This window comes from Acidipropionibacterium timonense (genome assembly GCF_900605005.1).
Taxonomy (GTDB): domain Bacteria; phylum Actinomycetota; class Actinomycetes; order Propionibacteriales; family Propionibacteriaceae; genus Cutibacterium; species Cutibacterium timonense.
Genome location: NZ_LR027558.1, coordinates 1,200,061 through 1,212,045, shown reverse-complemented (window position 1 = coordinate 1,212,045; position 11,985 = coordinate 1,200,061). Strand labels below are relative to the sequence as shown.

General features: G+C 70.6%; 11 protein-coding genes. 10 read left to right on the top strand and 1 reads right to left on the bottom strand.

The genetic code is table 11. The annotated features are described in order from the left end of the window. Window positions 1–45: 45 nt before the first annotated feature. Window positions 46–1,038: an IS481 family transposase gene (locus E0E30_RS05760; protein WP_130866767.1), complete on the bottom strand. Its 993-nt coding sequence runs from the start codon at window positions 1,036–1,038 to the stop codon at window positions 46–48. A gap of 122 nt (window positions 1,039–1,160) precedes the next feature. Here E0E30_RS05760 and E0E30_RS05755 point away from each other — a divergent pair, with 122 nt between their 5' ends. The 10 genes from E0E30_RS05755 to aroB all read left to right on the top strand — a co-directional run bounded on the left by E0E30_RS05755 (window position 1,161) and on the right by aroB (window position 11,980). Further along, window positions 1,161–1,943, top strand: coding sequence for a tyrosine-protein phosphatase (locus E0E30_RS05755; protein ID WP_130865481.1), 783 nt, complete (start codon window positions 1,161–1,163; stop codon window positions 1,941–1,943). Beyond that, window positions 1,940–3,310, top strand: a complete 1,371-nt coding sequence (locus E0E30_RS05750; RefSeq protein WP_130865480.1) for a replication-associated recombination protein A — start codon at window positions 1,940–1,942, stop codon at window positions 3,308–3,310. Before E0E30_RS05755 ends, E0E30_RS05750 begins: the two co-directional genes overlap by 4 nt. Window positions 3,311–3,469: 159 nt before the next feature. Continuing rightward, a complete protein-coding gene (locus E0E30_RS05745) occupies window positions 3,470–3,904 on the top strand; it encodes a DUF948 domain-containing protein (RefSeq protein WP_130865479.1) in 435 nt (144 codons plus the stop codon). A gap of 103 nt (window positions 3,905–4,007) precedes the next feature. After that, window positions 4,008–6,686 (top strand): alanine--tRNA ligase, encoded by a 2,679-nt coding sequence (alaS, locus tag E0E30_RS05740; RefSeq protein ID WP_130865478.1) that lies wholly within the window; start codon window positions 4,008–4,010, stop codon window positions 6,684–6,686. Between the two features lie 23 nt (window positions 6,687–6,709). Next, window positions 6,710–7,153: a Holliday junction resolvase RuvX gene (gene ruvX, locus E0E30_RS05735; protein ID WP_130866766.1), complete on the top strand. Its 444-nt coding sequence runs from the start codon at window positions 6,710–6,712 to the stop codon at window positions 7,151–7,153. Then, window positions 7,150–8,262, top strand: coding sequence for an endolytic transglycosylase MltG (mltG, locus tag E0E30_RS05730; protein WP_130865477.1), 1,113 nt, complete (start codon window positions 7,150–7,152; stop codon window positions 8,260–8,262). Before ruvX ends, mltG begins: the two co-directional genes overlap by 4 nt. Before the next feature lie 5 nt (window positions 8,263–8,267). Next, a complete protein-coding gene (locus tag E0E30_RS05725; RefSeq protein ID WP_130865476.1) occupies window positions 8,268–9,101 on the top strand; it encodes a shikimate dehydrogenase family protein in 834 nt (277 codons plus the stop codon). 13 nt (window positions 9,102–9,114) lie between these two features. After that, complete coding sequence (gene aroC, locus E0E30_RS05720; RefSeq protein ID WP_130865475.1) at window positions 9,115–10,311, top strand: chorismate synthase; 1,197 nt, start codon at window positions 9,115–9,117, stop codon at window positions 10,309–10,311. Continuing rightward, window positions 10,308–10,895: a shikimate kinase gene (locus E0E30_RS05715; protein ID WP_130865474.1), complete on the top strand. Its 588-nt coding sequence runs from the start codon at window positions 10,308–10,310 to the stop codon at window positions 10,893–10,895. The genes aroC and E0E30_RS05715 overlap by 4 nt, the downstream gene beginning before the upstream one ends. After that, window positions 10,892–11,980, top strand: a complete 1,089-nt coding sequence (gene aroB, locus E0E30_RS05710; protein ID WP_130865473.1) for a 3-dehydroquinate synthase — start codon at window positions 10,892–10,894, stop codon at window positions 11,978–11,980. Before E0E30_RS05715 ends, aroB begins: the two co-directional genes overlap by 4 nt. Window positions 11,981–11,985 lie beyond the last annotated feature (5 nt).

Sequence of the window (11,985 nt, the reverse complement as noted above, 5' to 3'; positions counted from 1 at the left end):
GTAGTGGATGTTCCAGGCGGCCAGGGCGCTGGTGCGGGCGGNAGCCTAGGTGTAGGAGCTCATGACGTTGGTGACGCGCGCGGGGGTTTGGCTGGCGGGTGGCTGGTCTCGGCAGGCGGTGTGGGGTCGATGGTAGTTGTAGTGGATGTTCCAGGCGGCCAGGGCGCTGGTGCGGGCGGACTCGCTGTCGTAGGGGCGGGCGTAGAGGAACTCTTCGGCCAGGATCCGGTTGTAGCGCTCAACCTTGCCGTTGTGGCGGGGAGTGTAGGGGCGGATGCGTTGGTGACGGGTCCCGGTGACGGCCAGAGCGGCCTCGAAAGCACGGCTGCGGTAAGCGAACGCGTTGTCGGTGATCACGGTGGTGATCTGATCGATGCCGTGGTCGTGGAACCAGGCCAGAGCGTTGTTCCAGAACCTGACGACACTGGCAGCGGACTCGTCGGGCATCGATTCGGTGTAGGCGAGGCGGGTGCAACCGTCAACAGCTGAATGCAGGAACCGGTAACCGGCCCGGACACGATGTTTCGCCTTGTCCTGAACGGATCCGCGGCCGTGGGCGCGCCAACCACCGCCGTCACGGATCGCGCCGACCTTCTTCACATCAACATGGACCATCGCGCCGGGACGAGCAGCGATGATCCTGCCCGGGGTGCGGGCGGGTTGACCATCAACGTCGAGCCAGCGTCTGCGGTTCAGGCCGAGTCGGGCCAACCAGCGACCCACGGTCGCTTTCGAGATCCTCACCCCGGCATGGTTGAGCTCGGCGGTGATCTGGCGGGCTGACCATTTGCGTTCCCGCCGCAACCGTTCGATCTCGGCGACGACACCGGGCGGGGTCTGGCTCGGGCTGTGGATCGGTCGTGACGACCGATCCATCAGACCCGCTTCACCCCCACGACGGTAACGGTTCACCCACTTCGACAAACACGCGCGAGACACCCCCGCCTCCGCCGCGACATGCGCGATCGGACGGGTCTGACAACGCCGAACCAGACGACAACGTGCCTCGAACGACAACGCGGCATTACGGTGGTGTATCAAGGGCAGGCTCCTCACTCGGACGGTTTGTTTCGCAACTCCCATCCTGTCGAGGACCTGCCCCCTCCCACACCCCGGCGCGCGTCACCAACCTCATGAACCGCAACACCTAGAGTGGTGCCATGGCATTCCAGTGGATCGACCTCGACGGGCTGTCGAACATGCGCGACCTCGTCGGGACCCCCCTTCCCGACGGCCGCGTCATCGCCGCGCACCGACTGCTGCGCTCCGACAACCTCAATTTCCTCACCGACGCCGACATCGCGGTCCTCGTCGACGAGGTGGGCCTCACCGACGTCTGCGACCTGCGGACGAACTTCGAGCGCGCGCGGATCGGCAACAGCCCCCTCGAGGAGGATCCACGGGTCGACGTCCACCCCGGGTCCCTCTACCCCGAGGATGATCCGAGCGCCGACATCCCGCCGTGGAAGGTCTTCATGGACGCCATCGAGCCGACCTCCCGCACCGAGGCCATGGCCCGGCACTACCTCAACTACCTGTCATGGCGACCGGATGCCATCCTCGCCCACCTGCGCACCCTGGCCGCCGCCCCAGGGGCGACCGTCGTCCACTGCGCGGCCGGCAAGGATCGCACCGGAACCCTCGTCGGCCTCGTCCTAGCCGCCGTCGGTGTTCCCCGGGCCGACATCGTCGCCGACTACGCCGCCAGCGGGCAGCGCCTGGCCGGGGTCATCGCCCAGCTCGGGGCGGCCGCCGACGCCGGGGCCGCCACCCAGGGGGCCTACGACAACAAGGACCAGACGACCCCACCGCAGATCATGGACCGCTTCCTCGACCTTCTCGACGATCAGTTCGGAGGCGCGCGCGGCTACCTGACGGCCCACGGCTGGACCGACGCCGACCAGCGGGCCCTCCTCGACCACCTCGCCCCGGTGGCCGGGTGAGCACCGACCTCTTCGGCAACCCCGGACCCGAACAGACCCCGTCGGGCACCGGAGGTTCCCTCGACGCCGTCAACCCGGACGCCCCGCTGGCGGTGCGGATGCGTCCGCGCACCGTCGACGAGATCGTCGGCCAGCAGCACCTCCTGGCGCCCGGGTCGCCGCTGCGGCGTCTGGCCGAGGGATCGGCGGCCATGAGCGTCTTCCTCTGGGGGCCGCCCGGGGTCGGCAAGACGACCATCGCGGCCGTCGTCTCCCACTCGACCAACCGCCGCTTCGTCGAGATCTCCGCGGTGACGGCCGGGGTCAAGGACGTGCGCCGAGAACTCGACACCGCGCGGCGGGAATTGGCGCACGGCCGCCCGACCGTCCTCTTCGTCGACGAGGTGCACCGCTTCTCCAAGGCCCAGCAGGACGTCCTGCTGCCCGCCGTCGAGAACCGCCTCGTCACCCTCATCGCAGCAACCACCGAGAACCCCTCCTTCTCGGTCATCTCGCCGCTGCTGAGCCGTTCCCTCCTGCTCACCCTCAAGCCCCTCACCCGCGACGACATCTCGACCCTCGTCGACCGCGCCCTGGCCGACGAACGGGGCCTGCGCACCGGCGACGGGGAGCTCTTCACCCTCACCGACGAGGCCCGCGAGGATCTGCTGCGGCTGTCCGGAGGGGACGCCCGCCGCGTCCTCACCTACCTCGAGGAGGCCGCCGCCGGGGCCGAGGCCTCGGGCACGGCGACGATCACCGCCGCCATCCTGGCGACCTCCGTCGACCGGGCCGCCGTCCGCTACGACAAGGGCGGCGACCAGCACTACGACGTCATCAGCGCCTTCATCAAGTCGGTCCGCGGGTCCGACGTCGACGCCGCCCTGCACTGGTTGGCGCGAATGATCGAGGCGGGGGAGGACCCGCGCTTCATCGCGCGACGCCTCGTCATCCTGGCCTCCGAGGACATCGGCATGGCGGCGCCCAGCGTCCTGCAGACCTGTGTCGCCGCGGCCCAAGCGGTCCAGCTCATCGGCATGCCCGAGGCGCGGCTCAATCTGGCCCAGGCCACCATCGCGGCAGCACTGGCCCCCAAGTCGAACGCCGTCATCCTCGCCATCGACGCCGCCCTGGCCGACGTTCGATCCGGCCGGATTGGTGAGGTGCCCGTCCACCTGCGTGACGCCCACTACCCGGGTGCACGTCAGCTCGGCCACGGCGTCGACTACGTCTACCCCCACGACCTGCCCAGCGGCGTCGCCGGACAGCAGTACCTGCCCGACGAACTGCGCGACGTCCACTACTACCGTCCCGGCGGTCACGGCAACGAGGCCGCGATCAGCCATGCCAAGGAGGAGATCGACCGGCTGCTCGGACGAGCCGACTGACCCGGGGCGTCCCGGTACAGTGCGTCGTGATCGTCCGTCCACGCCGGGGCTTCCGGCAGCCGGCCCCACCCATGGCGCTGGGTCGTGCGTGGGAGGGGATCGCCCGGGAAGGGGAGGGTCGTCCATGAGAAGGGGGTCATCCATGACGAGGTGCCAACCATGACCGTCGGCAGCATCGCCGCCCTCATCGCCGCGACAGCCGTCGTCGTCCTCGTCGCCCTGCTGGCGGTGCCCCTGCTCAAGCTCGGGGGAGTGCTCGACGAACTGCGCTCGAGCGTGCGCGACATCGACCGGTCCACCCTGGAGATCCTCACCGAGCTGCGCGGCACGGTCCGGGCCACGAACGAGGAGATCGGCAGGCTGGGCGACGTCACCGCCAACGTCCACTCGATGAGCGAACACGCCGCCAGGGCCACCGAGCACGCCAGCGAGATGACCCGCACCGTCGCCCAGGTCGTCCAGGCCCCGGTGCGAGCGGCCCGGGCGGTCAAGCGCACCGTGACGACGGCCGTCGGGTCCCAGCGGCGGCGTCGGCAGGCCCGACACCGGGCCGTCGCCGGCGAGCTCGGGACGCCGCGACACGGTGAGGACTGACCCGGCGAGCCACGCCAGCATCCGAGATGTCGGCGGTTGCGGGTAGGGTTGACCCTCGCGCGGCCGTGTGCCACGCACCATCCACCGCGAGCAAGGAACGGACATGAGAACTGCGGAGATCGGACAGCGTTTCCTCGACTTCTTCGAGAGCAAGGGTCACGCCGTCGTCCCCAGCGCCTCGTTGCTCTACAACGACCCGACCCTGCTCTTCGTCAACGCCGGCATGGTTCCCTTCAAGAACTACCTCATGGGCGTCGAGCCGTCACCGTGGAGACGCGCCACGAGCATCCAGAAGTGCGTGCGCACCCTCGACATCGAGGAGGTCGGCAGGACGACCCGGCACGGCACCTTCTTCCAGATGCTCGGCAACTTCTCCTTCGGTGACTACTTCAAGAGCGAGGCCATCACCTGGGCCTGGGAACTCGTCACGACCCCGCAGGACCGGGGCGGCCTCGGCTTCGACCCGGCGTCCATCTGGGTGACGGTGCTCGGTCCCGGCTTCCACCCCGACTACCCTGACGGTGACGTCGAGGCGCGGCAGGCGTGGCGGGAGGTCGGCGTCCCCGACGACCACATCCAGGGTCGGTCCCTCAAGGACAACTACTGGCACATGGGCGTTCCCGGCCCCGGCGGCCCCTGCTCCGAGATCTACGTCGACCGTGGCCCCGCCTACGGCCCCGACGGCGGCCCCGAGGCCGACGAGGACCGTTACCTCGAGATCTGGAACCTCGTCTTCGAGACCGAGGACCTCTCGGCGGTCCGGTCCAAGACCGATTTCGACATCGCCGGCCCGTTGACCAGCCAGAACATCGACACCGGCGCCGGCCTGGAGCGCATCGCCTACCTGCTCCAGGGCGTCAACAACATGTACGAGACCGACGAGGTCTTCCCGGTCATCGCCAAGGCCTCCGAGATGTCGGGCAAGGTGTACGGCGCCGACCCGGACGACGACGTGCGCCTTCGGGTCGTCGCCGACCACGTCCGCTCCGCTCTCATGCTCATGACCGACGGCGTCACCCCCGGCAACGAGGCCCGCGGCTACGTCCTGCGACGTCTGCTGCGACGGGTCGTCCGCGCCATGCGCCTGCTCGGCGTCGACGAGCCCGTGCTGCCCGAGCTCCTGCCGGTCTCCCGCGACCTCATGAAGGCGTCCTACCCCGACGTCCTCACCCAGTGGGACCGCGTCATCGCCGCGGCGACCGCCGAGGAGGAGACCTTCCGGCGCACCCTCAGCGCCGGCACGACGATGCTCGACACCGCCGTGGCCCAGACCCGGCAGGCCGGCTCCACGGTGCTGTCCGGGGAGAAGGCCTTCCAGCTCCACGACACCTACGGGTTCCCCATCGACCTCACCCTCGAGATGGCGGCCGAGCAGGGGCTCACGGTCGACCGTGAGGCGTTCACCGCACTCATGGCCGAGCAGAAGGCCCGGGCCAAGGCCGACGCGCGCGCCAAGAAGGGCCTGCTCACCGACCCCGAGGCCTACTCATCCATCCGCGCCCTCGGCGAGACGCCGTTCCTCGGCTACACCGACCTCACGGTCCCCACGACGGTGCGCGGCATCGTCGCGGACGGACGGGCCGTCACCAGCGCCCCGACCGGGTCGGTCGTCGAGGTTGTCCTCGCCGAGACGCCGTTCTACGCCGAGATGGGTGGTCAGGACTCCGACTCCGGCGTCATCCGCGCCAACGGCTTCGACCTCGAGGTGCTCGACGTCCAGCGTCCGGTCCCCGGGCTCATCGTCCACAAGGTGCGCCTCGACGGTGACCTGGCCGTCGGCGACGAGGTGAGCGCCGAGGTCGACGCCGCAGCCCGCTTCGGCGCCTGCCAGGCCCACACCGCCACCCACGTCATCCACGCCGCCCTGCGCGAGCTCGTCGGCCCCTCGGCCACCCAGGCGGGGTCGTACAACAAGCCCGGCTACCTGAGGTTCGACTTCTCGGCCACCCAGGGGCTCACCGACGACCTCAAGAAGGAGATCGAGGAGCGCTGCAACCAGGCCATCCACGATGACTTCGAGGTCACCGACACCCAGATGCCGCTCGAGGAGGCCAAGGCCCTGGGCGCCATGGCCATGTTCGGCGAGAAGTACCCACCGATCGTCCGCATGGTCGAGCTGGCCGGGCCGTGGAGCCGTGAACTGTGCGGTGGCACCCACGTCGCCTCGACCGGACGGATCGGCGTCCTCGACCTCCTCGGAGAGCAGTCGGTCGGGTCGGGCACCCGCCGCGTCGAGGCCCTCGTCTCGACCGACGCCTTCCACCACATGGCCGCCGAGCGGGCTCTCGTCTCCGAGCTCACGTCGATCCTCAAGGTGCAACCCGACCAGCTCGCCGAACGCGTAGCCAAGCTCGCCGCCGACCTCAAGGACGCCGAGCGTCGGCTGGCGGCCCTGCGCACCAAGGAGCTCGTCGGCAGGGTCGACGAGATCGTCGCCTCGGCCACCCCGGCCGGTCGACTCGACCTGCTGGCCGCGAAGGTCCCGGGGGTGCAGGGCGCCGACCTGCGCACCCTGGCCACCCAGGTTCGCGCCAGGGTCGCCGAGCGTCCGGCGGTCGTCGTCCTCATCGGAGGAACCGACGACAAGCCGGCGATGATCGTCGCGACGACCGACTCGGCCCGGGCCGCCGGAGCCAGGGCTGGTGCCCTCGTCAAGGCCGGGACCGCGCCGCTGGGCGGCCGCGGCGGCGGCAAGGACGACATGGCCCAGGGAGCCGGGTCGAATCCCGCCGGGATCGACGAGGCCCTGCGCACCGTGGCCGCCGAGCTGTCGGCCCTCTGAGGACGCCGGTGAGCGACTTCGGGGTGCGCATCGCCGTCGACTGGGGCAAGGCCCGGATCGGCGTGGCAGCCTGCGATCGGGAGGGCATCCTCGCCTTCCCGGTCGAGACGGTCCCGACGAAGGACCGGCCCATCGCACGGCTCGCCCGGATCGTCGCCGAGTACGAGCCGGTCGAGGTCGTCATGGGGTTGCCGGTCGCCCTCGACGGGCACGAGGGGATCGCCGCGCGGGACGTGCGAGCCGCCGGCGCGCAACTCGCCGAGGCCATCGCCCCGGTGCCTCTTCGCTACGTCGATGAGAGAATGACGACGCGTGCGGCGGCCCGCGCCCTGCACGACTCGGGCCGTGACTCCCGTCACCAACGCCAGGTCATCGACCAGGCGGCCGCGGTGGCCATCCTCGAGCACGTCCTCGACCAGGCCCGATCCACGGGTGGACACACAGGTGGACAAGGAGAGCAGCAGTGAGCGGACCGTTCAGCGACGAGGACGAGGATCCCCGCAAGGAGTTCTGGTACAAGGTCCGCAGCGCCGTCGCCGTCATCCTCTCCCTGGCTGTCCTCGTGGGAGGAGCGGTCTTCGTCGGGGTGAAGATCAACGACGCCTACGTCGCCTACAAGTCGGCCGACGACTACCTCGGTGACGGCGAGAAGGACATCCTCGTACGGGTCCCGACCGGCGCGTCGGTCAACGAGGTCGGCGGGATCCTCGTCGACAACGACGTCGTCAAGTCGCTCAAGGCCTTCAAGAAGGCCGTTCGTGACTCGTCGACCGAGGTCACCATCCAGGCCGGGCAGTACAAGCTCAGGACCCACATGAACGCCGCCAAGGCGGTGGCGATCCTCGCCGACCCGGCCAACATCCAGCACACCCGGGTGACCCTCACCGAGGGCCTCACCATGGACGAGCAGTTCACCATCCTGGCCAAGGCGACGAACCTGCCCAAGGCGAACTTCACCGCAGCGGTCAAGCAGACCTCCAAGCTCGGCCTCCCGGTGTGGGCCAACAACAAGCCCGAGGGGTTCCTCTTCCCGGACACCTACGAGGTGGCCGACAACCCCACGGCGCTCGGCATCCTCCAGACCCAGACCAAGCAGTTCATCAAGGTCGTCAACACCCTCAACTTCACCGGCCAGGCGTCCAACATCAAGCAGACCCCGTACAACGCGCTCATCGTCGCCTCCATCCTCGAGAAGGAGGCCAAGTCGACCAAGGACAAGAAGATCGTCGCGGGGATCATCTACAACCGCCTGGCCAAGGGCATGAAGCTGCAGTCCGACGCCACCGTGCTCTACGCCAACGGGGCGCCCGGCAAGCTCACGACGACCGATGCCCAGCGCAACTTCGAGTCCCCGTACAACACCTACCTGCACGCCGGGCTGCCGCCGGGCCCCATCAGCAACCCCGGTGCGGACTCCATGCAGGCGGCGGTGAGTCCGACGAAGACCGACTACCTCTACTGGGTCGTCACCGACCCGGAGAAGGGGACGACGGCCTACGCGAAGACAGCCGCCGAACACCAGGCGAATGTCGCGAAGTTCCGTGCCTGGTGCCAAGCGCACAAGGGCAAGTGCTGACGGCGATGGACGACGTGGCGCGGGCAGCCCGACGACGCTGCGGCGTCGTCGGTCACCCGGTCGCCCACTCCCTGTCGCCGGCGATCCACCGGGCCGCCTACGCCCAGCTCGGGCTCGACTGGAGCTATGACGCCATCGACGTCGCCCCCGGACGGATGGCCTCCTTCGTCGCCGGACTGGGCCCGCAGTGGCTCGGGCTGTCGGTGACGACGCCGCACAAGATGGACCTCGTGCAGCTCGGGTCACCCGACGAGCTCGTCACCCTGCTCGGGGTGGCGAACACCTGGGTGCGCACCCCGGACGGCCCGATCGTCCGCAACACCGACGTCACCGGGGTCGAGATTGCCCTGCGCACCGGAGAGCTCTCCGACGTCCGATCGGTGGCGGTTCTCGGGGCCGGAGCGACGGCGAGGTCGGCCCTGGCCGGCGCGGCCCGGGTCGGTGCCGACCGCGCCGTCGTCGTCTCCCGGTCCCTGGAGCGCTCGACGACGACCCTCGACCTGGCCGATGCCCTGGGCTTCCACACGAGTTGGCGCGAGTTCGGCTCCGGCGTCCTCGGCGCCGATCTGCTCGTCTCGACGGTCCCGGCACCCAGTCTGGCCGGCCTGGCCGAGAGCCTCGTCGACCAGGTGGGCGCCGTCTTCGACCTCGTCTACGACCCCTGGCCGACCCCCCTCACCGTCGCCGGACGGGACGCCGGTCTGCCCACCTTCGACGGCCTCGATCTCCTGGCCGCGCAGGCCCTGGGCCAGGTGCGGCTCATGACGGGGCACGGCGTCGACCTCGACCTGCTCAAGTCCGCAGCGCAGAACGGTCTGGTCGCCCGGTCCCGGCTCTGAGAGAGTGGACCCCATGCTGCGTTACATGACGGCCGGTGAATCCCACGGGCAGGCCCTCGTCGCGACGATGGAGGGCATCCCCGCCCACGTCGTCGTCGGGCGGGCCGAGATCGCCGAGGAGCTGCGACGCCGCCGCCTCGGTGTGGGTCGCGGGGCTCGGATGTCCTTCGAGGCCGACGAGCTCGACCTGCTCGCCGGGTTCCGGCACGGCCGGACCCTCGGCTCACCCATCGCCATCCGGATCGGCAACACCGAGTGGCCCAAGTGGCGCACCGTCATGAGCCCCGACGCCGTCGCCCCCGCCGAGCTCGAGGGCCAGGCCCGTGGCGCGGCCCTCACCCGCCCACGCCCCGGTCATGCCGACCTGGCCGGGATGCAGAAGTACGACTTCGACGAGGCCCGACCCATCCTCGAGCGCGCCTCGGCCCGGGAGACCGCCGCACGGGTCGCCCTCGGCGCGGTCGCCAAGGCCTTCCTGTGCCAGGCCCTCGACGTCCACGTCCTGTCCCACGTCGTCTCCCTGGGCCCGGTGACCGTCCCGGACGGCGTCCGCCCGACCCCGGACGAGCTGGCCCGGATCGACGCCGACCCGGTGCGCTGCGCGGACCCGGACACCTCGGCCCGCATGGTCGCCGAGGTCGAGGACTGCCGCAAGGCGGGGGACACCCTCGGTGGGGTCGTCGAGGTCCTCGTCCACGGCCTGCCCGCCGGGCTCGGATCGCACACCCAGGGGGACCGCCGTCTGGACGCCCGGCTGGCCGGCGCCCTCATGGGCATCCAGGCCATCAAGGGGGTCGAGGTGGGGGACGGTTTCGATCTCGCGCGACGTCGCGGGTCGGCGGCCCACGACGAGATGGCGCCGACCACTGACGGCGTCCACCGGCTCACCGACCACGCCGGGGGCACCGAGGGGGGCATGAGCACCGGTGAGGTGCTCCGGGTGCGAGCGGCCATGAAGCCCATCGCCACCGTTCCGCGCGCACTGCGTACCCTCGACACCGCCACCGGTGAACCGGCCGTCGCCCACCACCAGCGTTCCGACGTCTGCGCCGTGCCGGCGGCAGGGGTCGTCGCCGAGGCCATGGTCGCCCTCGTCGTCGCCGAGTGCGCCCTGGAGAAGTTCGGCGGCGACTCGGTGGCCGAGACGAGACGCAACGCCGAGGCCTACCTGGCCGACGTCGCCGCGCGCGGACTGCGGGTGGCCCGATGACGGCCGCATCCCGCCGGGACCCCCAGGCCGTCGGGGCACCTCGTGTCATCGCCGTCATCGGCGCCCCCGGATCGGGCAAGTCGACGACCGGGGCGCTCCTGGCCGAGCGTCTCGGAGTGTCCTTCGTCGACGTCGACGCCGTCATCGAGGGGGCCGAGGGGCGTTCCATCAGCGACATCTTCATCGACGAGGGGGAGTCCTACTTCCGCACCCTCGAGCGTGCCGCCACACTCCGGGCCCTGGCCGGGGAGGGGGTGGTGTCGCTCGGTGGCGGTGCACCCCTCGAGGAGGAGATCGGGCGTGCCCTCGACCAGGTGTGCACCGTCTGGCTCGACGTGAGTGCCCGGACGGCCTCGGGCCGGGTGGGCCTCAACGACGCCACCAGGCCGATGCTCCTGGGCAACGTCCACTCCCGGATGGTCAAGCTCATGGCCGCACGGCGTCCGGCCTACGAACGCCCCGCGAAGGTCACCGTCGCCACCGACACGCTCTCCCCGCACGAGGTGGTCGACGCCATCGTGGATGCACTGGCCGATCTCGCCGGGGAACCCTGTGCCGACGGCGAACCCCGGGAGGCACGATGACGTCGATCACCGTCCACGGGGCCCGGCCCTATGCCGTCGAGGTGGGCCCCGGTGTCGCTTCCCAGCTGGCAGACCTGGCCGCCGGGCGCCTCGTCGCCATGGTCCACCCGCCGACCCTGACGACCGTCGCGGACCGGCTCGCGTCGCGTCTCGACCGCGTCGTCACCATCCCGGTGCCCGACGCCGAGGCCGCGAAGACCCCGCAGGTCCTGGCCCGCTGCTGGCAGGAGCTGGCCGAGGCCGGTCTCACCCGCACCGACCTCGTCGTGGGCCTGGGCGGGGGAGCGACGACCGATCTGGCCGGGTTCCTCGCCGCGACGTGGATGCGGGGGATCGACGTCGTCCAGGTGCCGACGACCGTCCTGGCCATGGCCGACGCCGCCGTCGGTGGGAAGACGGGGATCAACCTGGCCGCCGGGAAGAACCTCGTCGGCGCCTTCCACGAACCACTCGCCGTCCTGTGCGACACCGATCTGCTCGCCACCCTGCCGACCCGCGAGGTGCGGTCCGGGCTGGCGGAGGTCCTCAAGTGCGGGTTCATCGACGACCCGACCATCCTCGAGGAGGTGACCGCCGATCCCGCAGAGGCCCTCGACGTCACGTCCCCGACCTTCGTCGACATCCTCCAACGGGCCATCGCCGTCAAGGCGCACGTCGTCGCCGGAGACCTGCGCGAGTCGACCTCCCACGGTGACCGGGTCGGCCGCGAACGCCTCAACTACGGCCACACCCTGGCCCATGCCATCGAGGCCCACGAGCACTTCACGTGGCGGCACGGCGAGGCCGACTCCGTCGGCATGGTCTTCGCCGCCGAGCTGTCGCGCCGAACGCTCGGCCTGGCCGACGCCGTCGTCGACCTCACCCGGTCGGTGCTGGCGTCCGTCGGCCTGCCGACGACCTTCGACGAGGTCGCCTGGACGACGCTGCGGGACACCATGAGCCTCGACAAGAAGTGCCGCGTCGAACCGGCCACCGGCCGGCGGATCCTGCGGTTCGTCGGGATCAGCGCACCGGGCAGGGTCACCATGATCGAGGACCCGGCCGAGGACCTCCTCGCCGAGTGCTTCGCCACGCTGGCCCCCTGACCGCC

Bases quoted from the DNA above. Each gene is read 5' to 3' on its own strand.
- E0E30_RS05755 (WP_130865481.1), top strand. From the start codon at position 1,161: ATGGCATTCCAGTGGATCGACCTCGACGGGCTGTCGAACATGCGCGAC.
- E0E30_RS05745 (WP_130865479.1), top strand. From the start codon at position 3,470: ATGACCGTCGGCAGCATCGCCGCCCTCATCGCCGCGACAGCCGTCGTC.
- alaS (WP_130865478.1), top strand. From the start codon at position 4,008: ATGAGAACTGCGGAGATCGGACAGCGTTTCCTCGACTTCTTCGAGAGC.
- E0E30_RS05725 (WP_130865476.1), top strand. From the start codon at position 8,268: ATGGACGACGTGGCGCGGGCAGCCCGACGACGCTGCGGCGTCGTCGGT.
- aroC (WP_130865475.1), top strand. From the start codon at position 9,115: ATGCTGCGTTACATGACGGCCGGTGAATCCCACGGGCAGGCCCTCGTC.
- E0E30_RS05715 (WP_130865474.1), top strand. From the start codon at position 10,308: ATGACGGCCGCATCCCGCCGGGACCCCCAGGCCGTCGGGGCACCTCGT.
- aroB (WP_130865473.1), top strand. From the start codon at position 10,892: ATGACGTCGATCACCGTCCACGGGGCCCGGCCCTATGCCGTCGAGGTG.